Source organism: Enterobacter cloacae complex sp. IR5422 (assembly GCF_049238165.1).
Lineage (GTDB): Bacteria > Pseudomonadota > Gammaproteobacteria > Enterobacterales > Enterobacteriaceae > Enterobacter > Enterobacter roggenkampii.
The window spans coordinates 20120-44026 of sequence record NZ_JBMKHT010000001.1; the positions used below are offsets into that span (position 1 = coordinate 20120).

Genomic DNA, 23907 nt, shown 5'->3' on the forward strand with positions numbered 1-23907 from the left:
CGTAGATTTGCCTCATCGCACGGCACATGCCGCACAAAAAGAGGAAAGACCATGAGCACTCGCGTTAACCACCATAAAGCTACACCTGCCCTCGCCAACGCGCTGTCTGTCCTGAGCATGGAGGTGGCAAAAACCTCCATCGATCCGGCGCTGAAGCACCTGATCGACATTCGCGTGTCGCAGCTGAACGGCTGTACGTTCTGTCTGGATATGCACTCAAAAGAGGCGAAAATCGCCGGCGAGCGCGAGCTGCGCCTGTACCATCTGGCGGCCTGGCGCGAGTCCCCGCTGTTCAGCGCCCGCGAGAAAGCGGCGCTGGCGTTCACCGAAGCGCTGACCCAGATTGGCGTACACGGCGTGAGCGACGCCCTCTACCGCAGCGTGGCGGAGCACTTCTCGGACGTGGAGATTTCAGAGCTGAACTTCGCCATCGTGGCGATCAACGCCTGGAACCGCCTGGGCATTACCTCCCGCATGGCGCCCGGCTCGCTGGACGCGGCGTACGGGCTGAATAAGGCTAACCTGGAATAATCCCGCGCTCGCGGATCATCGCCACCAGCGCCCGCAGTCCCGGCGGGACGTGGCGATGGCCCGGGTAGTACAGGCGCAGCCCGGCAAACGGCTGCGCCCAGTCGTTTAAGACGCTCACCAGCTCCCCGCTTTTCAGCTCGTCCTGAATATAGAGTTCCGGTAAAAATCCCATCCCTAACCCCGCTTTTACGGCGCGGATCGAGGCAAAAAGATCGGACGTCGCAAAGCGCGGCGGCACGGCAAGCGCGTACGTTTCCCCCCGACGGGCCAGCTCCCAGCGGTAGATCCCACCGTGAGCCATACGCATGCCGATCCCCTGATGTGAAAGCAGATCGTCCGGCGTCTCGGGTATGCCGTGAAGGGCGAAATAGTCCGGCGTGGCGGTGACGAGCTGGCGGATCTCACCGGTCAGCGGCACGGCGATCATGTCCTGCGGAACGGACTCTTCGAGGCGGATCCCCGCGTCATAGCCTTCGGCGACGATGTCGATCATCCTTGCTTCGCTCACCGTTTCCACGCGCATTTTCGGGTAGCGGATCATGAAGTCGATCAGCAGCTGGTCCAGAAACAGCGTGCCGATATGGTTCGGCACGTTGAGGCGCAGCGTTCCGGCGGGTTCCCCGGTGTCGCTGTGGATCGCCTCCCCGGCGAGACGGATCTCCTGTAGCGCCGGGCCGATACGCGCCACGTAGCGCTGTCCGGCGTCGGTGAGCGCCACGCTGCGGGTGGTGCGGTTGAAAAGTCGCGTCTGAAGGCGGCTCTCCAGCCCGGCGATGGCGTTGCTGACCGCCGTGGCGGACATCCCCAGCTCCTGCGCCGCACCGCGAAAACTGCCGCGCCGTACCACCGCCATCACCACTTCCAGCTCTGTCAGACCTGAACGATGCATAGATTATCCTGAAAATCGAAACAACCCTTGCAGCATAGCGTGGATTATCGCAACGGAGAAGCCGTGACAGACTGGGCTCACACAGCCTGAGGAGGTTTATATGCACACCATCGAACAGATCTTTATTAACGGCGAATTTGTTACCCCGCACGGTACCGAGTGGTTTGATTTGTACAACCCGGCGACGGCGCAGGTCATCGGTCAGGTTCGTCTGGCGGATGAGGTTGACGCAGCGCGCGCCGTTGCGGCGGCGAAAGCGGCGTTTCCGGCGTGGTCCCGGACCACAAAGCAGGAACGCATCGCCGCGCTCAAGCGCATGCACGCCGCCGTGGCCGCCCGTCACGACGATCTGCTGGCAGCGGTCATTGAAGAGTACGGCGCGCCCGCCTCGCGCTCGGCATGGATGGCAAGCTATCCGGCAGAGGTGATTGCTCAGGCCATCGAGGCGCTGGAGGCGTTTGAGTTTGTCACCTCCGCAGGTGCCGCAACGGTGCAGATGACGCCGCTCGGCGTGTCCGGGCTGATTACGCCGTGGAACAGCGATGCGGGGTTTATCTGCGGCAAACTGGCGGCCGCGCTGGCGGCGGGCTGCACGGCGGTCATCAAGCCGAGTGAAATGAGCGCCCTGCAAACGCAGATTGTCACCGAAGCGCTGCGCGACGCCGCGCTGCCGCCGGGCGTGTTTAACATCGTCACCGGACGCGGCGAGACGGTGGGCGAAACGCTCAGCCGCCACCCGGACGTCGCGAAAATCTCGTTCACCGGTTCCACGAATACCGGCAAGGCGATCCTGCGCAACGCGGCAGAAAGCTTTAAGCGCGTCACGCTGGAGTTGGGCGGTAAATCGCCGACGATCCTGCTGAATGATGTGGATCTCGTGCAGGCGATCCCGCTGGTGATCCAGGCCGGGTTTATGAACAGCGGGCAGGCGTGCGTGGCCGGGACGCGCATTCTGGTGCCTTACTCGCGCAAGGCGGAGATCGAAACCGCGCTGGCGCAGGCCGTGGCGGCGGTGAAATCCGGCGACCCGCGCAACAGTGCGACAGACGTCGGCCCGATGGTCAGCGAAAAGCAGTGGCTGCGGGTGCAGGGCTATATCCGCAAAGGAATCGAAGAAGGGGCGCGCCTGCTGGCGGGCGGCGAAGGGCGACCGGACGGCACGCGGGACGGCTGGTTCGTGCGTCCGACGCTGTTTGCCGACGTGAACAACCAGATGACGGTTGCCCGCGACGAGATTTTCGGCCCGGTGCTGTGCGTCATCCCTTATCAGGACGAGGCGGAGGCGATCGCCATTGCCAACGATACCGAGTACGGCCTGAGCGCGATGGTGCTGGGCGCCGATGTGGACCGCGCGCGACGCGTGGCACAGCAGATTGTTTCCGGTCGCGTGCTGGTGAACACCCTGGCTCATGAACCGAAAGCGCCATTTGGTGGCTTCAAACACTCCGGCGTGGGGCGCGAGATGGGCGAGTGGGGAATTCGGGCGTTTATGGAGCCGAGGTCGATGGTGGGCTAAAACCCGCCCGGTGGCGCTGCGCTTACCGGGCCTACATGAGCCGTAGGCCGGATAAGCGCAGCGCCATCCGGCACAACGCTTCGCTCTTTGCCGAAGCATTGTGCTTTTCCCTCCTGCATTCTCTCCCCAACATCACAACGGAGAGAAAACCATGATCGCAGTCCTTTTCGAAGCCAAAGCCGAGCCTGCCCATCAGGCGCGCTATCTTCAGCTTGCCGCAGAGCTTAAGCCGCTGCTGGCGGACATCGACGGCTTTATTGATATCGAACGGTTCCAGAGCCTGACCACCGACGGCAAAATCCTCTCCCTTTCCTGGTGGCGGGATGAAGAGGCCGTCCGCCGCTGGAAGCAGAACGTCTTTCATCAGGCGGCGCAGGCCGAAGGGCGGGCGTCGATTTTTTCTTTCTACCGTATTCGGGTGGCGCAGCTGGTGCGGGAATACAGTTCCGAAACCGGAGGGCACGCGGCGTGTCTATCCTGACTCAGTACAGCGACCATGCGAATCACCTTATTCTGCTGACGGATGATGATAAGCTGGCCGCAGAGATCACCGAACCCTGGGCGGCCCATGCTTAAGACGAGTTTACCCCCCGATAACAGCGCGATGCTGGAAAAGGCGATTGCCGCGGTGGCGGCTGCCATGGCCGATCCGTCGCGCGTGAAGATGCTCTGTGCGCTAATGGACGGGCGGGCGTGGACGGCCACTGAACTGAGTGCGGCGGCAGACGTTGCGCCGTCGACCGCCAGCGGGCATCTTGCCCGGCTGGTTGAAGGGCAGCTAATAACCTGCCTGTCGCAAGGGCGGCATCGCTATTATCGTCTTGCCGGGCACGACGTGGCGGCGCTGGTGGAACAGATGATGGGGCTTTCGTGGAGCCGCATTACCCCGCCGGAAACCAGCGCGCCGAAAGCCATGCGTGACGCCCGGACCTGCTACGACCATCTCGCAGGCGCGGTGGCGGTGCAGATCTATGATTTCATGCAGGCGGAAGGCTGGCTGGAGGCTGACGGTTCCGCATTGACCCTCTATGGCCGGGAGCAGTTCCTGGCGCTCGGTATTCCGTTAAGCGCGCATCCGCGCCGGAAGGCCTGCTGCGCCTGCCTGGACTGGAGCGAGCGACGGTTTCACCTGGGCGGAGAAGCCGGTGCGTTGTTGCTCGACCATCTGGAAAGTAAAGGCTGGATCCAGCGGGTGGCGGGGTATCGGGAGGTGGTGGTGACGGCGTCGGGGAAGGCCGCTGTAAAAAGACTTTTTAGCCGCTAAAAATGCCCGGTGGCGCTGCGCTTACCGGGCCTACGCGTACATCGCTTCCAGTAACACCTTTCGCAATTCCTGCGCTTTAACTTCTCGTTTCTTGATACTTACCCTGATAACTATTATCTTGACCGCGTGTGACGAGAGGTTTCCCCATGAGTGAAGAAGAACTGTTCTGCCGCAGGCCGATGGGCATGCGGATGGCGATGATCGTGCGCCAGTGGCGTGCCGTCATCGACGACGCCATTCTCGATACCGGGTTAACCCAGTCGAGCTGGACGGTGATGATGCAGCTTCATCAGCTCGGGGATAACGTCTCAATGAGTGAGCTTGCGGAGGTGCAGGGCATTGAACTGCCGCCGCTGATGCGCACCCTCACACAGCTGGAAAAACAGGGTTACCTGCTGCGCACCACATCGCCTTATGACAAGCGCATCCGGCTTCTGACGCTGACGCCTGAGGGAAAAGCCATATTAAAAAGGCTCACTCAGGTGATTGAGACGTATCAGGCGCGCGTATCGCAAAACATCGCGCCGGAACATCTCGACATTTTCAGCGCCACGTTGAATCAAATCGCCTGCAATTTGCGGACAATCCGCGAAGAAGATAACAAGACCGAAAAATAATGACCCCTGAACAAAAGTTTGCCCGCTGGGTAAGGGTGAGTATTGCCTCTTTCCTGCTGATGTTTGTCTACTTTATCGTCGCGGATATCTGGATCCCGCTGACGCCGGACTCCACCGTGATGCGCGTGGTGACGCCGGTGTCTCCGCGCGTCTCCGGCTACGTGGCGGCGGTACATGTCCATAACAACAGCCAGGTGAAGAGAGGCGATCTGCTGTTTGAACTCGACGACACGCCGTTTCGCAATAAGGTAGAAGCGGCGCAAATCGCGCTCGAGCAGGCTCGCCTGTCCAACGAACAGCTGGATGCGCAGATCGCTGCCGCGCAGGCCAGCCTGAAAACCGCCGTGCTGACCGCGCGTAACGACAAAGTGACCTTTGATCGCTACCAGAAGCTGAGCACCCTGCAGAACGTCTCGCAGGCGGATCTGGATAAGGTTCGCACCACCTGGCAGAGCAGCGAGCAGTCCGTCAGCACGATTCAGGCCAACATCCGCAACCTGCGCATCCAGCGTGGTGAGCGCGAAGAACACCGCAACGTGACGCTGCAAAAATACCGCAACGCGCTGGATGACGCTGAGCTGAACCTCGGCTGGACGAAGGTCTACGCCCAGGCGGACGGCACGGTCAGTAACCTGCAGCTGAGCCCGGGCTTCTACGCTTCATCCGGTTCGGCCGCGCTGGCGCTGGTAAACAACCAGACCGATATCGTGGCCGATTTCCGTGAGAAGAGCCTGCGCCATACCCATCAGGGCACCGATGCGGCCGTGGTGTTTGACGCCTTCCCGGGACACGTTTTCCGCGCCCACGTCACCAGCAGCGACGCGGGGATCCTCGCAGGTCAGGAGGCCGTTAATGGCCAGCTCTCCGAGCCGGAAACCTCTAACCGCTGGGTACGCGATGCCCAGCGCATGCGCATTCACGTCTCGCTGGACGAGCCGCTGCCGAAGCATCTGCCGACCGGCGCCCGCGCGACCGTGCAGCTCTACAACAGCGAAGGGCCGTTTGCGCGCTTCTTCTCCGGGATGCAGATCCACCTGGTGAGCCTGCTTCACTATGTCTATTAGCACCCTGGCGCGGGTGTTTACCCCGCACGGCAATATCGTCTATACGGCAAACGACTTTCGCCAGACCCTGCGCATCGTCTTTGCCGGGATGATTGCGCTGAGCATTTCGAGCTTCTACAACACCCGCTACGGCGTGTTTTTCGTGGTCTACCCGATCATGCTGCTGTCGCTGGTGCCGGTGTTTAACCGCCACGTGGCGAAGCAGTTTATCTTCAGCGCATCGCTGAACTGCGTCGAAATGGTGATCATCATCGGCTATCTGTCGCAATGGCCGGCGATCATGACGCTGGTGGTCTTCGCCCTCTACGTGATGCGTTTTCGCTTTATGAGTAAAGGGCCGCTGTTTTTGTTCGGGTCCATGGGCGTGGTGTGCCAGAGCGTGATGCTCAACTTTATGAGCTACCCCACCACCAACTGGCATACGCTTTTGTTCTCGAACATCGAAGCCAGCGTGATGGCGGTGTGCCTGAGCGCGCTGATGAACTATCTCCTGCCGGACGTGGAGCCCCGCAAGCCGCCGCCGCTGATCGAGAAAGACGACGCCCGCGTGCGCCACGAGTCGCTGCTCTCCGGCACCGTCGCGACGATGATTTTCGTGGTGTTTCAGATCAGCGACTTAAGCGATTCGCTCTCGGCGCTGATGGCAGGGATTTTGATCCTGTTCCCGATGCACTATCGCGGCGCGGTGATGAGCTCCATCTGGCGCGTGGTCGGCGTGGTGCTGGGCTGCCTCTATATTTTGGTGGTGCAGCTGATCCTCTACGATCACAGCAGCCATATGCTGTTGATGATGCCGCTGATCGGCCTTGGGCTGGCGTTTGGCGCGCGGCTGCACGTAATGGAGAAGGTCGGGGCGGGCGTGGGGTTCTCCAGCATCACCACCATCGGCATTATGTTCGGGCAGAACATGCACCCGGACACTGACCTGGTGTTCAGCGATCTCTACCGCATCACCTCCGTTACCTTTTCGCTGGTGGCGACGCTGACGATGGTCTTTCTGATGCACCTGATCCTCAACCGCTTCGAGGCGACGCGCTACGTCATCGCGCCGCCCAAAGTAGATTAATGTCCCAGCACGGCAGGCAGCTGCGAGAGTAAAAACAGGATCAGGCCAATCGTCCCGCCCACCAGCGTACCGTTGACGCGGATAAACTGCAGATCCTTGCCAATGTTCAGTTCAATCTGGCGGGACATGTCTTTGGCGTCCCAGCTTTTGACCGTGTCGCTGATGTGGCGGGTCAGAAACGCCGCGAAATCCGGCGCCACGCGATGCGCGGCCTGCTCCAGATGCTCGTTCAGCGACGCCCGCAGGCTGGCGTCGTTAGACAGCGTTTCGCCAAACCACAGCCCGGCGTTGGCGATGCGCTGCTTCACGCGCGAGTCCTCACTCTGCATATCCGCCTTCAGCCACTGGCGCAGGTCGGCCCACATCTCCCCCAGATAGCGGTTAAACGCCTCGTCGTTTTTCAGGTAGTGCTTAATGTTGTCGGCTTTTGCCGCCATGTCCGGATCGTTTTTCAGGTTGTCGATAAGCTTCAGCGTGGCGCGGTCAAACGCCTGGCGGATCTGGTGCGTGCGGTCGTGGCTGATATCGTCCAGCAGCGTGTTGACCGCGTTCGATACCATCTCCGCACTCTGATCGCCCAGCCACTCGGTGGGCAGCACCATCGCCTTGCGCGGGTGCTCGGTCTTCAGCCAGTGGACAATCTGGTCGGCAATAAAGTCCCGCGTGCTTTCTCGCTGAATCAGGGTAATCAGGCGGTTGATGATGGCGTCCAGCAGCACCTGGTGGCGGTTGTTTTTGGTCATGCTCTCCAGCATCACGGCGCTGGTTTCGGTGAAGTCGACCTTGTCGATGGCCTTATGCACCGCGCGTTTGAGCAGGCGCTGAATGCGCCCGTCGTCGGTGAGTTCGAGAAAACCGCTCATCACCTGCATCAGATGCAGCCCGACGCGCTGGGCGTTGTCGGGCTTGCTGAACCAGGCGCCAATCATCTGTGCGGGCTCATAGCGGCGGATCAACGCCACCAGCGACTGGGTATCCAGAAACTTCTCCTGCACGAACTGGCCGAGATTGTCGCCAATCCGGTCTTTATTGCGCGGGATGATCGCCGTATGGCGCGAGATAAAGGGAATGGGCACCCGGCGGAAAAGCGCGACCACCGCAAACCAGTCCGCCAGCGCGCCGACCATCGCCGCCTCGGCAATGGCCTTGACGCCGCGCACCCAGAAGGTCTGCGGCAGGAACAGGGTGGTGATAAAGGCCGCGGCGGCAACCAGCAGCAGCGACAGCGCCAGCAGCTTGGCGCGTTTGAGTTCAGCTATTTTTTCCATGGGTTAAGGATAGAGGGAAGCGGGGGGAAAGTGCAAAGCAGGGAGCGTTATGGCATTCCCGCTTCTGGAACCTGCCTTCCGGAATTAAACACCTTTTTACATATTTGGTTAAATCCTTGCGTAATTTGTATATGCTTTTTTGTATATACAATCAGGGAAGGGTACACTATGCCAACGGAGTATGAGTGGGATAGCAATAAGGCGAAAAGTAACCTGCAAAAACATGGCATACGCTTTGAGGATGCGGTTATGGTTTTCGACGATCCTTATCATTTGTCTGTTCAGGATCGCTATGAGAACGGTGAATTTCGCTGGCAAACCATCGGCCTTGTGCAAGGTCTTCTTGTTATTCTGGTCGCACATACGGTACGTTTTGAAAGCGGAGGAGAAATCATCCGTATCATTAGCGCACGAAAGGCGGACCGCAAAGAGAGGAGCCGTTATGAGCATCGTTAAACATAAACGCGGCAGTGCGCCTGAGGTAAGCGCTCGTCGTGTGGCTGAGCTCAAAGCATTAGCTGAAAAACCAGATGCGGAGATTGATTACAGCGATATTCCTGCCACGGACGATGAACAGTGGTCAGGGGCGGTGCGAGGGAAGTTCTATCGACCACTCAAAACTCAGGCATCTGTACGCATTGACGCCGATGTGATGGAGTGGCTTAAACGGCCTGGGAAAGGTTATCAGACGCGGCTCAATGCCATTTTGCGTGAAGCAATGCTGCGCGATCAAAACAAAAAATAAATAGCGGGCAGCGTTTGGCTGCCCGCTATCTCAGCGTATATTTCCCAGCAGCCGCCACATCACCCACCCGCCAAACCCCATCAGCACCACCCCCGCCGTGCGCTCTATCAGCCACAGCGCACGGCTGAGCTTCTGCTGGACCGCGGGCAAACCCATCAGCGACACCAGTGCCAGATCCCACGCCAGCACCACCGTCACCATCCAGACGCCGCAGGTCGCCTGCTGAAGCAGCGTGACGTCCGGCCCCAGTAGCGCCGTCATCAGCGCCAGATAAAACAGCGCATTCTTCGGGTTAAGCAGCGCCGAGCCGAGCCCCAGCAGGATCTGCTTGCGCAGCGAGGGGCAGCGCTGATGGGTTTCATGCAGCCTCATCGCCTGCGGTTGGCTGCGCACCAGATGCGAGCCGATCCACAGCAGGTACAGCGCCCCGCAAAGCTCTATCAGCGTAAACAGCCACGCAAACTGCCGCAGCGCGCTCCAGCCGATAATCACCAGAACAATATAAAGCGCGTTACCCGCGGCGATGCCGACGCACAATCCGGCGCTGCCGCGCAGTCGGTAGCGCGCCGCGTAGCCCACCAGCAGGAAGAAGTCCGGCCCCGGGCTTAACAGGGCGACAAAATGCGCCAGCGCCAGGGCGAGAAAAGCGGAAGGGAAGAACAGTTCCATAGCAACCTCGGTTAACAATCTGAGGTCAGGCTACGGTGATGCCAACGTTATTTATTGTCAGATATTGATCGGCCCGTCGCGTACTGGCGCGGCGTGGCGGCGGTATAGCTGACGAAGGTCTTATGAAAATGGCTCTGGTCGGCAAAGCCGCTCTGGTAGCCAACGTCGGCGATGTCGTCCCCGGCACGTAGCCGTGCTTTGGCGAACTCCACGCGAGAGATGTTGAGGAAGCTGCCCGGCGTCAGGCCGGTATCCTGCCGGAAGGTGCGGATCAGCGTCTCCTTGCGCAGCGAGAATCGTTGGGCAAGTTCGTCAAGCGAAGGCGGTGCGGCCAGGTCGGCAAGAAACGCCTGCCGCACGTGCTGGCTGGTTGAGCGAAGCGCGTCTGCGTTTTCCACGCGGCGGGGCAGGGCTGAAAGCAGCGTGTCCACGGATACAGGCGACATCGCCTCAACAATATCCAGGTAGCGCTTAAAGAGCGCAGGGTCGCGAATCACCTGTAACGCCAGAGGAATATCGGTGTCGATATAGAGCATATAGTAGCTGCGCCGTTGCCCGGCGACGGGGTTGCAGCTGTGCGGCGCAGAGGCCGGGATCACAATGAGGTCCCCGGGGTTAAGGATGTATTCTTTGTCATGACAAATGCAGCAGGTCTGGCCTTCCATAATCGCGCCGATAGAGAGCTGAGGGTGACTGTGGCGTTTGTACGCCTGCGTGCTCTGCCACGTGCTGCGCAGCTCAAGGCCTGAGGCGTGGTGAAAAGTCTGCCGGATATGTCGGGTATCGGTCATATGAACTCCTTCTGGACGTTTTTTATACCACGTCAGCGAACCGTCTTGCAGCGCTTCATTAAGAACCTTCCGGATATACCCAACTTTACGTCCACAGCCAGTCATGTTGACTACCCTTAATACCCTAAGCGGTAAAACAAGGAGATTCGACATGGCTTATCAGACAGTAAATCCTGCCACTAACCAGCTCATCAAAGAATACCCCTCACATACCGACGCGGATATCGAAGCGGCGCTGAAGGCGGCCGATGCGCTTTACCATTCGGACTGGGCGAAAGGCGACATCAATCAGCGCCTGCCGGTGCTGCATAAGCTTGCCGATCTGATCGACGAGCGCACCGAGGAGCTGGCGAAAATTGCCAGTCAGGAGATGGGCAAGCTCATCGAACAGAGCCGTGGCGAAGTGAAGCTGTGCGCGCAGATCGCCCGCTACTACGCCGACAACGCGAAGCAGTTCCTGGCCCCGGTGAAGTATCAATCCGAACTCGGGGAAGCGTGGGTGGAACATCACCCCATCGGCGTGCTGATGGCCGTTGAGCCGTGGAACTTCCCGTATTACCAGCTGATGCGCGTTCTGGCGCCAAACCTGGCGGCGGGTAACCCCGTTATCGCCAAGCATGCCAGCATCGTGCCGCACTGCGCCGAGACCTTTGCCCACCTGGTGCGTGAGGCGGGGGCGCCGGAAGGGGCGTGGACCAACCTGTTTATCTCGTCCGAGCAGGTGGCGAACATCATTGCTGACGATCGCGTGCAGGGTGCCGCATTAACCGGCTCCGAAAAAGCCGGCAGCGTGGTGGCCGCGCAGGCGGCGAAGCACATCAAGAAATCCACCCTTGAACTGGGCGGTAACGACGTGTTCGTGGTGCTGGACGATGCGGACCTGGACAAAGCCGTCAGGATTGGCGTGAATGCGCGGCTCAACAACGCCGGGCAGGTCTGTACCGCGGCGAAGCGCTTTATCCTGCATGAAAAGATTGCCGACACCTTCCTGAGCAAATTCACCGAGGCGTTTAAGCAGGTGAAGATTGGCGATCCGCTCGACGAAAGCACCACGCTGGGGCCGCTGTCGTCGAAAGATGCGCTAGAAACGCTGACCAAACAGGTCAACGAGGCGGTGAAAAACGGCGCGACGCTGCACTATGGCGGCAAGCCGGTGCAGCGTGAGGGGAGCTTCTTCGAACCGACGATCCTGACGAATATCTCGCGCGACAACCCGGCGTACTTTGAAGAGTTCTTCGGCCCGGTGGCGCAGATGTACGTGGTAAAAAACGACGACGAGGCGGTCGCGCTGGCGAACGACTCCCACTACGGCCTGGGTGGGGCGGTATTCAGCCAGAATATCGAGCGCGCGAAAAAAATGGCGTCGCGGATTGAGACCGGGATGGTGTATATCAACTGGCTCACCGATACCGCGCCAGAGCTGCCGTTCGGCGGCGTGAAGCGCTCCGGTTACGGACGCGAGCTGTCGGATCTGGGGATCAAAGAGTTTGTGAACCAGAAGCTGGTGGTGGTGCGTCAGTAAGAGGCCATAAAAAAAACCTGCCAACCGGCAGGTTTTTTTATGGGGATTATTGCACTTCGATCTTGTCCCAGCCGCTTTTGAACATGCAGCTGTCAACCAGCGTATCCCGGCGATATTCATTCGCGTCTTCAACCGTGTAGCTCGTGGAAATATCCTTTTTCTTTTTCGATTTGTCCGTTTTTTCCGAGCTCGAACCGGTCACCACGTTATCCGGGGGAAGATCGATCAGCGCCTGCGCTTCGCATTCCGTGAGCTTTTTATTCATTTCCGCATCGCTGACGCCCGGTTTCACCCATTTGTACTGGACGCAGCCGGTGAGCATCAGCGTGAGGCTCAGAACGCAAAGCGCGGTCATGCGGTGTTTCATCAGAAGGTGACTCCACCGCCTACATATGCGCCGTCAATCAGCGTGTGGCCAGGGCGGCCGTCCTTGCCATCAACGCTCACGTGGCGGTAGCCCACTTTCAGGGTCACAGGCGTAATTGGCGTCCAGCTTACGCCGCCGTTGGCTTCCACGTAGTTTTTCACGCTGTTGTTCAGCCCTTCTGGCGCCACGTAGCCTTCACCGTACACGTGGATGCTGTCGGTCAGGGCAACGTTCACACCGCCGCCGATCGGGAACGCCACGCCGTTATCGCCTTTCTTCGGGCCGATGTAAATGGCTTTGGCACCCGCATTCAGCATCACCGGGCCCACTTCCAGGTTATAGCCTGCGCCCACGCCGCCGGTCTGGGTACCGTCATCGGTGTTTTTAAGCCAGTTGCTTTCGGCATACAGGCCGGATGAGGATTTCCCCATCTCGAGGTTGAGGTTGGTAAAGTTTTTACCCTGCTCAATGCTGCCGCCCATTGCCAGAGCGGAACCCGAGAGGGTGGTCAGAGCAGAAAGAAGAAGGATATTCAGTTTTTTCATGTTTTATGCCTCGTCATTAAATTCATCTGGGGGCACCTTAACAAGCGATGTTTATGACTGCAAATGTGATGAAGGTCGCTGTTTTATGCTGATATTGTTAACTTTTTTATTTGAAATGTTGCATTCATGTTTGATTGTCGAGGTGTCAACGCGTGATGTTTGGACGTTTAGGCACCGTTTAATTTTTTGACTAAACATAAACTGAACGAGGAAGGGATAGTGATTAGAGGTGAATTAATTGGGTTTCTAATAATTTCCAGAAGTATTTCAGATGTCACACAATACAACACAACCTTACATTTCAGGGCAATGAATATACGTTCACCCGCGCACGTCGGTTGCCTTTCTATGTCATTTTTCTGACACGTTTATTCTTTACGTTGTTGGCTTCACTCACTGGACACTAACAATATGAAAAGAAAAATTATTCCTGTGCTTATCGGTTGTGCGCTCTCTTTCTCTGGCCTGGCTGCGCAGCCTACCGCTGAGCGCTATATCGTCAGCTTCCCTGACGGCTCCCATGTGAAATACAGCGGCGCGTTTGCCGATGCGTTCCCGAACGGGCTTCCGGTGGGGATTGGCTCTGGCCTGCTGTTTACGGGCAAGCAGGGCGATGCCCTGACGTTTGCGACCGTGACCGATCGCGGTCCCAACGCCGATGCGCCAAAAATGGGTAAAAACGAAGCCAAAATCTTTGTTACGCCGGATTTCGCGCCGCTCCTGATGACCATCCGCGTCCAGAACGGCAAAGCGGAGGCGGTTGATGCCCGCCCGCTGCATGACGATAAAGGCGAGATTAACGGTCTGCCGCTGCAAAGCGGCGTGATTGGCTCCACCAATGAAGTGGCGTTCAGCGACACCCTCAAGGTCCTGAAAGGTGATAACCGCGGACTGGATACGGAAGGCATTACGCCGGACGGCAAAGGCGGCTACTGGCTGTGCGACGAGTACGGCCCGTTCCTGATTAACGTCGACAGCAAAGGGAAAATCCTCGCGATCCACGGGCCGCAGGCCGCGGAAGGGGAAAAATCTATCGCGGACGGTCTGCCAAACATCATCAAATGGCGCCAGCCCAACCGGGGCTTTGAAGGCCTGACCCGGATGCCGGACGGACGTATTATCACCGCCGTGCAGAGCACGCTGGACATCGACGGGAAGAGCAAAAAGCAGGCGCTGTTCACCCGTCTGGTGAGCTTCGACCCGGCGACCGGCAAAACCGCGATGTACGGTTACCCTATCGACAGCGCGGCCTACGACAAAAACAGCGATGCCAAAATCGGCGACATCGTGGCGCTCGATAATCAGCACATCCTGCTGATTGAGCAGGGAAGCGATAAAAACGACGGGATGCGCAACCTGATCTACAAGGTGGATCTCAGCAGGGCGAGCGATCTTTCCGCCTTTGACAAGCCGGGCGAGTACCCGGAGTTTGATGATGAGAAAACCCTGGCGCAGCGCGGCATTACCCTTGCGGCAAAAACGCAGGTGGTCGATCTTCGCGCGCTGGGCTGGCAGCAGGAGAAGGCTGAAGGACTGGCGCTGATCGACAGCAAAACGCTTGCGGTGGCGAACGATAACGATTTTGGCGTGAAGGTCGCGATGCAAAACCCGGTCGAGGGCAAGAAGCTTAAGGATTACCGGGTGAACGCGGAAGGCAAGCTGACGCTGGATGATAAACCGGTGGAAACCACGCTCAGCGTGAAGCCGCTGAAGAAGCCGGAGTCCGACAGCGAGCTGTGGATTGTGACGCTGCCGGAGGCGGTGAAATAAGTTTACCGCTCACCCCTCTCCCCACAGGGGAGAGGGGGATTGTTCGGAGCGCATAGTTAAGCGGGGAGGCTATTTCTTCAGCCCCGCAAACGCCGCCCGAATCTCCTCTTCCGGCAGCTGGATGCCAATAAACACCATCACGCTGTGCGGCGCTTCATCGCCCCACGGTCGGTCCCAGTCGGCGCTGTACAGGCGCTGCACGCCCTGGAACAGCAGGCGGTTCGGCTCGCCGTCAATCCACAGCATCCCTTTGTAGCGCAGCAGCCTGTCGGCAAACGACAGCAGCAGGTTCTCCATCACGCGGGAGACCTCGCTGATATCCACCGGGTAATCCAGCTCCACCACAATCGACGCCACGTCGTTTTGCTTGTCGGACATAAAGTGGAAGCGCGGTTTTGCGGTGACGTTCTCTTCAAGCATAAAGCCGCTGGTGTTGAACAGCTGAGACAGGTCGATATCGCCGTGCGTCACCGTATAAATCGGCGCGCGGGAGTTGATGCGCGTCAGGCGCTCGCGAAGCTTAACGCTTTCGCCCGCCACGTCGGTTTTGGTCAGCAGGATGCGGTCGGCGTAGCCCACCTGAGACTGGGCGATGGTGAACTGGTTCATCTGATCGTCGGCGTGGACCGCATCAACCAGGGCAATTACGCCGTCCAGCAGGTAGCGCTGGCAAAGGATCTCATGCGAGAAAAAGGTCTGAATGATCGGGCCGGGGTCGGCCATGCCGGTGCACTCAATCACCAGACGGTCAAAGTCGATGTCGCCGCGGTCGCGGCTGTCGAGCAGGTCCAGCAGGGCGTCTTCCAGTTCATTAGAGCGGGTGCAGCAGATGCAGCCGTTGGTCAGGGTTTTGATCTGCGTGGCGCGATCGCCAATCAGCTGGTCGTCTACGGAGACTTCGCCAAATTCGTTTTCGATGACGGCGATTTTGAAGCCGTGCTGCTCGTTCAGAATATGGCGCAGCAGGGTGGTTTTACCGGCGCCGAGGAAACCGGTCAGCAGGGTAACGGCAATCGGGGTCATGGTCTCTCCTTTAGCAGCAGCGGACGCCGCCTTCTCCACTTCCGCCGTAGCGCGCTTCCTGACGCTCGCGGAAGAATTCGGTGTAGGTCATGTACGGCTTATCCGGATGGTTGGTCTTCATATGCTCAACGTAGTTGTCATAGTCCGGGATGCCAATCAGCATTTTCGCCGCCTGACCGAGGTATTTTTTTGCTTCGCCTAAGTTACCAAACATAACGTGTCCTGATAAGAAAAAGCCCGGTGGCGCGCAGCGATCCGGGCCTACAGTACCGTTGTAGGGCGGGTCAGCGCAGCGCCGCCCGCCATTGTTTTAGTGGTGTGAAGAGGTCTTCACGCCGCCTTCCGGTACCGGCACGTACGGGGTTTCTTTATCCGTGCGGCCATCGATGTTGCGCACTTTCATCCAGGTTTTGATGCCGTAGAAGATGATGCTGTACACCACCACCAGGAACAGAATGCTCAGACCCGCGTTGGTGTAGTTGTTCACCACGATATGGTTCATGTTGGCAATCTGCTGCGCGGTTAAATCCGCGCCGCCTGCAGCAATCTTCTCTTTGTACTGGTTAGCCATGAAGAAGAAGCCTTCCAGCTGCGGGTTGGTGCTGAACAGCTTCAGACCCAGCGCCCAGGTGGTGCAGAGCAGCAGCCACAGCGCAGGCACCACGGTAACCCAGATGTATTTGGTACGTTTCATCTTCACGAGGACCACGGTACCCAGCACCAGGGCCACGGCAGCCAGCATCTGGTTAGAGATACCGAACAGCGGCCACAGGCTCTTCACGCCGCCGAGTGGGTCAACCACGCCCTGATACAGCAGATAACCCCACAGGCCTACGCAGCCCGCGGTGCCGAGTACGCCCGCCACCAGAGAGTCGGTTTTCTTCAGGAACGGCACGAAGTTACCCAGCAGATCCTGCAGCATGAAGCGGCCCGCACGGGTACCGGCATCCAGCGCGGTGAGGATGAACAGCGCTTCGAACAGAATACCGAAGTGGTACCAGAAGCCCATGTCCGCCCACGGCAGCACTTTGTGGAACACGTGTGCGATACCTACCGCCAGCGTCGGTGCACCACCTGCGCGGTTCAGCACGGACGGTTCGCCGATGTCTTTCGCGGTCTGCATGATCTGCTCAGGCGAAATCACAAAGCCCCAGGAGCTGACGGTCGCCGCCGCGTGTGCGCTGGCCTCTTTCAGCTGGGCCATGATCAGCGCGGTATTTTCGCCGCCCATCTCATGCAGGTTAGGCATGGTGATGCCCAGACCCGCTGGTGGCGTGTTCATCGCGAAGTACAGGCCAGGCTCGATAATCGACGCCGCAACCAGCGCCATGATCGCCACGAAGGACTCCATGAGCATTGCGCCGTAACCGATGAAGCGCGCGTCGGTTTCATTGGCCATCAGCTTCGGCGTGGTGCCGGAGGAGATCAGCGCGTGGAAGCCAGACACGGCACCGCAGGCGATAGTGATAAACAGGAACGGGAACAGGGCGCCTTTCCACAGCGGACCGGTACCGTCAATGTACTGGGTTACCGCCGGCATTTTCAGCTCAGGGTTGATGATCACAATCCCGATGGCCAGCCCGACGATCACGCCGATTTTCAGGAAGGTCGCCAGGTAGTCGCGCGGAGCCAGAATCAGCCACACCGGCTGCAGGGCAGAAACGAATGCGTAACCGATCAGCGCGAAGGTGATGGTGGTGTCTTTAAAGGTCAGCGCCGGGCCCCAGTACGGGTCGTGCGCAATCACGCCGCCGAAGTAGATGGAGGCGACCAGCAGCACGATACCGATCACCGAGACCTCGCCAACGCGGCCAGGGCGCAGGAAGCGCATGTAGATGCCCATGAACAGCGCAATCGGTACGGTAGAGCAGACGGTGAAGACGCCCCACGGACTTTCGGCCAGCGCTTTCACCACGATCAGCGCCAGCACCGCGAGGATGATGATCATGATCAGGAAGCAGCCAAAGAGGGCGATGGTGCCCGGCACGCGGCCCATCTCTTCTTTGATCATCTCACCCAGCGACGAACCGTTACGGCGCGATGAGATAAACAGCACCATAAAGTCCTGCACTGCACCCGCCAGCACCACGCCCGCCAGCAGCCAGAGCGTACCCGGCAGGTAGCCCATCTGCGCGGCCAGTACCGGGCCGACCAGCGGGCCAGCGCCTGCGATGGCGGCAAAGTGGTGACCAAACAGCACGTAGCGGTTGGTAGGCACGTAGTTCAGGCCGTCATTGTTAATGACCGCCGGGGTGGCACGCGTCGGGTCGAGCTTCATGACCTTCTGCGCGATGTATAAGCTGTAGTAGCGATAAGCCACAAGGTAGACGGAAACCGACGCGACCACGATCCACAGGGCGCTGACGTGTTCGCCCCGGCGTAATGCGACAACCGCCAGACAGAAAGCACCGAGGATCCCGAGTAAGGCCCAGGGCACGTGCTTCAGTAGTTTTTTAGTATCCATAGTAAGACCTGGTTTTTTATGTAAAGAAAAAAGGGTCAGGGTTCGTTGTGAGGAGGTATTGATTAATGCTGGAGCGATCGTGCCAGATCCCCGCGCGCGTAAAGGACGGTAAATGAATGAGTGGTTGAAAGTGCCGGGTGAGCGGTCAAAGGCGGCGACGAGCGGTTTCGGCGCGCCGCCGGAGGGCGAAATTATGTGATTGAGATCACTTGATTATTCGGGTTGCGCTCTACGGCCAGATAGCTCTCCAGCGTCCTGATGAATTTCTCCTTCAGCCAGCTCGGTTCCAGGATCTGAATATGGGGGAGCCAGTAGAACAGCAGCGGCAGGATCTGGTTCTCGTGGGCCGCCTGGCAGCGCAGCGTGACGCCGTCCTGCTGCTCCTCCAGCAGCTCCTGTTCCGGCAGAAGATCCCGGCGCAGGAAGTAATGTGAAATATTATCTTTGATGAATATTTTCACCGCGAAAGTATCTTCGGACACCCAGGGATCGAGGCTTTTCTCCAGCAGCTCAAGAACATTTTCTTCGGGAGTGAAGGTCGTTTTCTGAATATCAAACCAGCTAATCTGGCTCAATGAGAAGGATTTCAGCCGGCTATTTTCGGTGGCTTGTAAATACCATATATTTTTTTTGTTAATGAGTTTATAGGGATTAATCAGGCGGGTTTTACCCTTATAAACGATCTGGCAAACATTATGGTTTTTAATCGATTTCTCGATTTTCGTTAAATGACGGCGAATATCGCGTTCTACCGTATGTTCCGCTTCATTGCCAAGAATAAGAATATGGTTTTCGTCTACGCGCGTTTCAAGCTTTTGCCAGAATTCCATATTTCTTTCAGGGAAAAAGCTGTCGGCATTCAGAAAGTTAGCCAGAGTGTGATGCAATCCTTGCCCACCCGGCGATTGTGCGGAATGAATCAGCCGATATAGACCGTTACCGGTATGTTCAACAATGGGCGAGAGGGCATTTAAATCCCGGTAGACGGTGCGTTCGGTAATTTTAAATTTCTCCATTAGCGCACCGCGGTTTACCACACCGTTTAAATGTAGCTCAAGGAGAATATCGACCAGACGTTCAGCCGAGCGGCTCCGCGTCGTTTTAGCCATAAGGTCATCCTGTATATATAGGTATGCGCTGAATGATGCGGGTGCACTGACAGGCGGCGTCAGTATTCAGGCACAGAAAATTTCTCTTATGGGTATATAACGGCGTGATTTAGCGGAAACCTTAGGAGTTTTTGCAGAAAGCGGCGCTGGCCGGAAAAAAGGCCAGCGCGAGGCGGGTCACACGGCGACTTCCGTCTCCAGCATGACCGGGTGGAAGCGGCGTCTGAAGTAGATCAGGCCGTGGCCCGCGTCACTCAGAATGATGTTTTTAATTTCAACCAGATAAACCAGATGCGTGCCGATGGTTTGCACCTGGCTTATTTCGCCTTCAAGGCTGGCCAGCGCGCCCTTGAGTACCGGCTGCGCCAGCGGCCCTTTCTGCCAGCAGGAGAGGGCAAAACGATCCTCCATCGTCATACCGGTCATCCCGGCGAAATGGCGCGCCATGATCTCCTGCTCGTGGTTCAGCACGTTAACGCACAGCCTGCCGTTACCCTGGAATACCGGGTTCATGGCGCTGTTGGCGTTGATGCACACCATGACCGACGGCGGGGTGTCCGTGACCGAGCAGACGGCGGTGGCGGTGATGCCGCAGCGGCCCGCCTCGCCCTCGGTGGTGACCACGTTAACCGCCGCCGACAGGCTACTCATTGCGTCGCGAAAACGCAGGCGTTGTTCATCTGAATACATTGCAACCTCCCGCTGCGCTATTTCAGCAGCTTGTCCAGCATGTTGATATCGCTGTTGTTGTGCAGGTGTGGCACCGTCCAGCCGTGTTGGTCGTATTCGGACATACAGCGGTCGACCATCGCCATCATCTTGTCCATATTGCCGGAGCTCTGCGCCTGGCGCAGACACTGCAGGCGAATTTCATCCTGACTGCCGGAGTAGTTAATTTCGTACAGCTCGTGACGGCCGCCAAACTCGCTGCCGATGGCGTCCCACATCAGCTTCAAAATCTTGATGCGTTCGACGTGGTCCATGCCGTTGGAGCCGCGCACGTATTTCGCCAGATACTGGTCGATCTGCGGGTTGTTCAGGTCCCGCGCGCTGGACGGCAGGTAGATCAGCCCGGAGGTGACGTTACGCTCGATGATGTTCTTGATCTTGGTGTAGGCCATCGGGGCCATCACGCGGTAGGTCTGCAACGCCGCGTGGTCAGGAAGATACGCACCGTTGACCCACGGCGTGGCTTCGGAACACATGGAGTCGCTCAGCGCCCAGAACATGTTGCGCCAGGCCACCACTTCGCCGAGATCCGCCTGCACGCCGCGGAACTCCAGGGTGCCGGTGCACTCCAGGGATTTCTTCAGCAGGGCGGTGATGAAGTCGAGCTTCACCGCCAGGCGCACGCAGGCCTGCAGCGGGTACATTCGCGCAAAGCCGCCTTCCATCGTCCACCGGCGGCAGCGGTCGAAATCGCGGTAAATCAGCACGTTTTCCCACGGGATCAGCACGTGATCCATCACCAGGATCGCGTCGTTCTCGTCAAAGCGGCTGGAGAGCGGGTAGTCGTACGGGGAGCCGGTTGCGCCTGCCACCATCTCGTAGGAGGCGCGGGAGATCAGCTTCACGCCCTCGGCGTCCATCGGCGCGACGAACATCAGCGCGAAGTCTGGGTTTTCGCCCATCACCTGCGCGGAGCCGAAGCCGATCATGTTGTAGTGGGTCAGGGCGGAGTTGGTGGCCACCACTTTCGCGCCGCTGACGATAATCCCGGCGTCGGTCTCTTTCTCCAGCTTGATGTAGACGTCTTTTACCTCGTCCGCCGGCTTGTGGCGGTCGATCGGCGGGTTAACGATGGCGTGGTTGAAGTACAGGCCGGTTTCCTGAATACGGGTGTACCAGTTGCGGGCGTTCTGCTCGAACTGGCCGTAGAAGGCCGGGTTGGCGCCCAGCGCGCAGCCGAACGCGGCTTTGTAGTCCGGCGTGCGGCCCATCCAGCCGTAGCTCAGGCGTGACCACTCGGCGATGGCGTCGCGCTGCTGGCGCAGGTCGTCGGCGCTTTTCGCCACGCGGAAGAACTTGTGGGTATAGCCGCCGCTGCCGGTGTCGGTGCCCCAGCACAGCGTGTCCTGCATGTCCGGCTTGTGCAGCGCGTCGTACATCTGCGCGATGGAGGCCGCCGCATTGCGAAACGCCGGATGGGTGGTGACGTCTTTGACGCGCTCGCCGTAGATGTAAATCTCACGCCCGTCCTGCAGGCTTTTTAAATACTCTTCACCGGTTAACGGGCGTTTGGCATCAGCGCGGAACTCTTCAGGCTTCATAGGGACCTCGTATCGGAATTGTGTTGTTAAATTTATGTTTTGTTTTTGTTGTTTAATTGAAGCCTGAGAGGGGCGTAACGTGAAGGGACGATTGGGACAACGACGGGTACTTTTCGGGTGGGTTGTGGTTTTGTGATCTGTGCGGCTTTTCGGCGGGTGGCGCTGCGCTTACCCGCCCTACGAACCGTGATGCGTTCAGGAAACCGGTACTTTCTGCGCCCGATATGCGCTCGGCGAGCACCCCACTAAGCGATTAAAAAAGCGGGCGAAATAGGCCGGATCTTTGAACCCCAGCTGCCAGGCAATCTCGCTGACGGTGCTGTCGGAGAAGAGCAGCAGGCGTCGGGCCTCGCGCAGCTGGCGGTCGAAGATCAGCCGTTTTGGCGGGCGGTTGGCGAAGCGGCGACAGATATCGGTCAGGCGGGATTCGGTCAGGTGCAGCTCGCTGGCGTATTCCGGCACCGTCCAGTGCTGGTGGTAGTGGCTGTCGATCAGCTGGGTAAAGCGCTGGAACAGCTTCAGCTCGCCGCGCATGCCGCCTGACGCGTGGTCGTCGAGCTTCGCGTTGCGCAGCAGCAGGGTAAACACCGCCTGGGCCAGCAGGGCCAGCGTATGCTCGCGCCCGGGCAGCTGCTCCGTGGATTCCCGGGCAATCAGCTGCCAGTAGTGCTTTAGCGCCGCCAGCTCGTCCGGCCTGTCGGCAAGCGAAAGGCAGATCCCCGGCAGGCCAAACGCCTCCCGCGTGCCGGGGTAGAGCACCTCCAGCAGCGGCCAGATCAGATCCTCGCGCACCGTCAGCACGTGTCCGTCGCTGTCGGATTCGGTGATAAACGCGTGCGGCACCGACGGCGGGGTGAGGACGAACAGCGGGGCCTGCACCGAATAGCGGTGATCGTCGAGCTGGAGCTCAATCTGCCCGGTATCGAGAAAGTGCATCTGAAAGTACTGGTCGTGACGATGCGCCTGCATGTCGCGGCCAAAAAAGGCCGCCATGCGGGCGAACGACTGGTAGTGCACATCGTCGGTGCCCAGACTTTCGTCGTACTCCTTGCTGATATCAATGTTGGCGATAGGGCTCTGGCACACGATCGTTCCTCTGTTGATCCCGCTGCGTCATCGGAATGCGCGTCAGCACCAGCGCGCCGACCACCAGCAGACCCGCCACGAACCACAGTCCCGAGCTGAAGCTGCCGGTCGCGTCGCGCAGGATCCCAATCAGCAATGGGCTAACGGCGGAGCCGACGTTGCCGATGGCGTTGATCACCGCCAGCGCCACCGCGCGGGACTGCAGGCTAATCACCCGATCCGGCGTGGTCCAGAATATCGCCATGGCGGTAAACGATCCGGTTGAGGCCATGATGATGCCAAGCAGCTGGATCAGGCTGTGATCGGTCGCGGAGGCCAGCATCCATCCCGCCGCGGCGAACAGGTACGGCAGGATGGTGTGCTTTTTTCGCTCTTTCAGCCTGTCGGAGCGGCGGCTCCACCAGATCATCCCGAGGATGGTGCAGAACTGCGGGATCGCCGCCAGCAGGCCGATGACGATGTTGCTGCTCCCCGTGTTAAAGCTTTGCAGGATTTGCGGGGTCCAGATGTTGATCGCGCTCAGCGTATTGGTCAGGCAGAAGTAGGCCAGCGTGTAGAGCAGCACCGCCGGGGTCAGCACCTCGCGCAGCGTCGAGCGCGGCGTGACGGATTGGGCAATGGCAACCTCCTGCTCGCGGGCGATCATCGTTTTGAGCGCCCGCTTTTCGTCCTCATCCAGCCAGGTGGCCTGATCCGGCGTGTCGTTGAGGTAAAACCAGGTCACCACGCCGAGCACCACCGACGGCAGCCCTTCCAGCAGGAACAGCCACTGCCAGCCCTTGAGGTTCCACAGCCCGTCCATCGCCAGAATGTACCCGGAGAGGATTGAGCCGAGCATCATGGTGACCGGCATGGCAATCATAAACAGCGCGTTGGCGCGGGCGCGGTGATAGGCCGGGAACCACCAGGTGAGGTAGACCAGAATCCCCGGTAGGAAGCCGGCTTCGGCAATGCCCACCAGCATGCGCAGGACGTAGAGAGTTTCGGGGCTGGTGGCGAACATGGTGCAGGTGGAGGCAATACCCCACACTACCATGATCCCGGCGATCCAGCGGCGCGCGCCGATCTTCGCCAGCATGATGTTGCTCGGGATCCCGCACAGCACGTAGGTGACGTAAAACAGCGTCGCGGCCAGGCCAAACATGGTTGACGTGAGGCCCAGATCTTTACCCATCGTCAGCCCGGCAAAGCCGATATTGATGCGATCGAGAAACGAAAAGACAAACAGGATAAAGAGAAAGACGATCAGGCGTCGGAACAGCTTGTTAATGGCGCGATGTTCAACAGCTTTATTATCATGGGTTTGCAGGGTAGAGGTCGTCATGGTGCGC

General features: G+C 58.9%; 25 protein-coding genes and 1 pseudogene. 12 read left to right on the plus strand and 14 right to left on the minus strand.

What is annotated here, in order from left to right:
• Nucleotides 1-51 precede the first annotated feature (51 nt).
• Complete coding sequence (locus ACOTXT_RS00090; RefSeq protein WP_055321642.1) at nucleotides 52-531, plus strand: carboxymuconolactone decarboxylase family protein; 480 nt, start codon at nucleotides 52-54, stop codon at nucleotides 529-531.
• Here ACOTXT_RS00090 and ACOTXT_RS00095 read toward each other — a convergent pair.
• A complete protein-coding gene (locus ACOTXT_RS00095) occupies nucleotides 518-1420 on the minus strand; it encodes a LysR family transcriptional regulator (protein ID WP_333165430.1) in 903 nt (300 codons plus the stop codon). The two genes, ACOTXT_RS00090 and ACOTXT_RS00095, sit on opposite strands and share 14 nt — an antisense overlap.
• 100 nt (nucleotides 1421-1520) lie before the next feature.
• Here ACOTXT_RS00095 and ACOTXT_RS00100 point away from each other — a divergent pair, with 100 nt between their 5' ends.
• From ACOTXT_RS00100 to ACOTXT_RS00130, 7 genes and pseudogenes are all read left to right on the plus strand, one after another.
• Nucleotides 1521-2936, plus strand: a complete 1416-nt coding sequence (locus ACOTXT_RS00100; protein WP_063930061.1) for an aldehyde dehydrogenase family protein — start codon at nucleotides 1521-1523, stop codon at nucleotides 2934-2936.
• A 151-nt stretch (nucleotides 2937-3087) separates the two neighbouring features.
• Nucleotides 3088-3417 carry an antibiotic biosynthesis monooxygenase family protein gene (locus ACOTXT_RS00105; protein WP_023345375.1) on the plus strand — a complete coding sequence of 110 codons (330 nt, stop codon included), beginning with the start codon at nucleotides 3088-3090 and terminating at the stop codon, nucleotides 3415-3417.
• Nucleotides 3396-3512: pseudogene (locus ACOTXT_RS00110) on the plus strand (amino acid-binding protein); the annotation flags it as partial. The gene ACOTXT_RS00105 and the pseudogene ACOTXT_RS00110, both read left to right, overlap by 22 nt.
• Entirely contained in the window at nucleotides 3505-4200 is a 696-nt protein-coding gene (locus tag ACOTXT_RS00115) for an ArsR/SmtB family transcription factor (RefSeq protein ID WP_023293362.1), read from the plus strand. The pseudogene ACOTXT_RS00110 and the gene ACOTXT_RS00115, both read left to right, overlap by 8 nt.
• 146 nt (nucleotides 4201-4346) lie before the next feature.
• Nucleotides 4347-4817 carry a MarR family winged helix-turn-helix transcriptional regulator gene (locus ACOTXT_RS00120; protein WP_008501325.1) on the plus strand — a complete coding sequence of 157 codons (471 nt, stop codon included), beginning with the start codon at nucleotides 4347-4349 and terminating at the stop codon, nucleotides 4815-4817.
• Nucleotides 4814-5881 (plus strand): HlyD family secretion protein, encoded by a 1068-nt coding sequence (locus tag ACOTXT_RS00125; RefSeq protein ID WP_100245850.1) that lies wholly within the window; start codon nucleotides 4814-4816, stop codon nucleotides 5879-5881. Before ACOTXT_RS00120 ends, ACOTXT_RS00125 begins: the two co-directional genes overlap by 4 nt.
• Nucleotides 5871-6947: a DUF2955 domain-containing protein gene (locus ACOTXT_RS00130; protein WP_055321639.1), complete on the plus strand. Its 1077-nt coding sequence runs from the start codon at nucleotides 5871-5873 to the stop codon at nucleotides 6945-6947. Before ACOTXT_RS00125 ends, ACOTXT_RS00130 begins: the two co-directional genes overlap by 11 nt.
• Here the strand turns inward: ACOTXT_RS00130 and ACOTXT_RS00135 are convergent.
• Nucleotides 6944-8215 (minus strand): DUF445 domain-containing protein, encoded by a 1272-nt coding sequence (locus tag ACOTXT_RS00135; protein WP_047747942.1) that lies wholly within the window; start codon nucleotides 8213-8215, stop codon nucleotides 6944-6946. The genes ACOTXT_RS00130 and ACOTXT_RS00135 overlap by 4 nt on opposite strands.
• 168 nt (nucleotides 8216-8383) lie before the next feature.
• Between ACOTXT_RS00135 and ACOTXT_RS00140 the strand changes: the two genes are divergently transcribed.
• Together ACOTXT_RS00140 and ACOTXT_RS00145 are read left to right on the plus strand one after the other, a co-directional pair.
• Complete coding sequence (locus ACOTXT_RS00140) at nucleotides 8384-8671, plus strand: BrnT family toxin (RefSeq protein ID WP_025912099.1); 288 nt, start codon at nucleotides 8384-8386, stop codon at nucleotides 8669-8671.
• Nucleotides 8658-8960 carry a BrnA antitoxin family protein gene (locus tag ACOTXT_RS00145; protein WP_023293359.1) on the plus strand — a complete coding sequence of 101 codons (303 nt, stop codon included), beginning with the start codon at nucleotides 8658-8660 and terminating at the stop codon, nucleotides 8958-8960. Before ACOTXT_RS00140 ends, ACOTXT_RS00145 begins: the two co-directional genes overlap by 14 nt.
• Nucleotides 8961-8990: 30 nt before the next feature.
• Here ACOTXT_RS00145 and ACOTXT_RS00150 read toward each other — a convergent pair whose 3' ends face one another.
• The gene (locus ACOTXT_RS00150; protein ID WP_333165426.1) at nucleotides 8991-9629 is read right to left on the minus strand and encodes a LysE family translocator; all 639 of its coding nucleotides are present in this window, start codon (nucleotides 9627-9629) and stop codon (nucleotides 8991-8993) included.
• A gap of 47 nt (nucleotides 9630-9676) precedes the next feature.
• Nucleotides 9677-10420, minus strand: a complete 744-nt coding sequence (locus ACOTXT_RS00155) for a helix-turn-helix transcriptional regulator (RefSeq protein ID WP_055321637.1) — start codon at nucleotides 10418-10420, stop codon at nucleotides 9677-9679.
• Between the two features lie 151 nt (nucleotides 10421-10571).
• Between ACOTXT_RS00155 and ACOTXT_RS00160 the strand changes: the two genes are divergently transcribed.
• Complete coding sequence (locus ACOTXT_RS00160) at nucleotides 10572-11942, plus strand: NAD-dependent succinate-semialdehyde dehydrogenase (RefSeq protein WP_045409223.1); 1371 nt, start codon at nucleotides 10572-10574, stop codon at nucleotides 11940-11942.
• 46 nt (nucleotides 11943-11988) lie between these two features.
• On the opposite strand, the gene ACOTXT_RS00165 is transcribed toward ACOTXT_RS00160, so the two are convergent.
• Nucleotides 11989-12309, minus strand: a complete 321-nt coding sequence (locus ACOTXT_RS00165) for a hypothetical protein (RefSeq protein WP_008501314.1) — start codon at nucleotides 12307-12309, stop codon at nucleotides 11989-11991.
• A complete protein-coding gene (locus ACOTXT_RS00170) occupies nucleotides 12309-12854 on the minus strand; it encodes a YfaZ family outer membrane protein (protein WP_055321636.1) in 546 nt (181 codons plus the stop codon). Before ACOTXT_RS00170 ends, ACOTXT_RS00165 begins: the two co-directional genes overlap by 1 nt.
• Nucleotides 12855-13265: 411 nt before the next feature.
• Between ACOTXT_RS00170 and ACOTXT_RS00175 the strand changes: the two genes are divergently transcribed.
• A complete protein-coding gene (locus tag ACOTXT_RS00175; RefSeq protein WP_055321635.1) occupies nucleotides 13266-14624 on the plus strand; it encodes an esterase-like activity of phytase family protein in 1359 nt (452 codons plus the stop codon).
• Between the two features lie 69 nt (nucleotides 14625-14693).
• Here ACOTXT_RS00175 and yjiA read toward each other — a convergent pair whose 3' ends face one another.
• The 8 genes from yjiA to hpaX form a co-directional block, all read right to left on the minus strand.
• On the minus strand, nucleotides 14694-15647 hold the full coding sequence (gene yjiA / locus ACOTXT_RS00180) for a GTPase (RefSeq protein ID WP_047747949.1): 954 nt from the start codon (nucleotides 15645-15647) through the stop codon (nucleotides 14694-14696).
• A gap of 10 nt (nucleotides 15648-15657) precedes the next feature.
• Nucleotides 15658-15861: a YbdD/YjiX family protein gene (locus ACOTXT_RS00185; protein WP_003856610.1), complete on the minus strand. Its 204-nt coding sequence runs from the start codon at nucleotides 15859-15861 to the stop codon at nucleotides 15658-15660.
• Nucleotides 15862-15957: 96 nt separating this feature from the next.
• Nucleotides 15958-18111, minus strand: coding sequence for a carbon starvation CstA family protein (locus tag ACOTXT_RS00190; RefSeq protein WP_333165420.1), 2154 nt, complete (start codon nucleotides 18109-18111; stop codon nucleotides 15958-15960).
• 191 nt (nucleotides 18112-18302) lie between these two features.
• The gene (locus tag ACOTXT_RS00195; RefSeq protein WP_333165417.1) at nucleotides 18303-19220 is read right to left on the minus strand and encodes a helix-turn-helix transcriptional regulator; all 918 of its coding nucleotides are present in this window, start codon (nucleotides 19218-19220) and stop codon (nucleotides 18303-18305) included.
• A gap of 177 nt (nucleotides 19221-19397) precedes the next feature.
• Nucleotides 19398-19910 (minus strand): 4-hydroxyphenylacetate 3-monooxygenase reductase subunit, encoded by a 513-nt coding sequence (locus tag ACOTXT_RS00200; RefSeq protein WP_333165415.1) that lies wholly within the window; start codon nucleotides 19908-19910, stop codon nucleotides 19398-19400.
• A 17-nt stretch (nucleotides 19911-19927) separates the two neighbouring features.
• Complete coding sequence (gene hpaB, locus ACOTXT_RS00205; RefSeq protein WP_316462741.1) at nucleotides 19928-21490, minus strand: 4-hydroxyphenylacetate 3-monooxygenase, oxygenase component; 1563 nt, start codon at nucleotides 21488-21490, stop codon at nucleotides 19928-19930.
• Nucleotides 21491-21685: 195 nt separating this feature from the next.
• Nucleotides 21686-22576, minus strand: a complete 891-nt coding sequence (gene hpaA / locus ACOTXT_RS00210) for a 4-hydroxyphenylacetate catabolism regulatory protein HpaA (protein WP_047747950.1) — start codon at nucleotides 22574-22576, stop codon at nucleotides 21686-21688.
• Complete coding sequence (hpaX, locus tag ACOTXT_RS00215; RefSeq protein WP_055321633.1) at nucleotides 22548-23900, minus strand: 4-hydroxyphenylacetate permease; 1353 nt, start codon at nucleotides 23898-23900, stop codon at nucleotides 22548-22550. The genes hpaA and hpaX overlap by 29 nt, the downstream gene beginning before the upstream one ends.
• Nucleotides 23901-23907 lie beyond the last annotated feature (7 nt).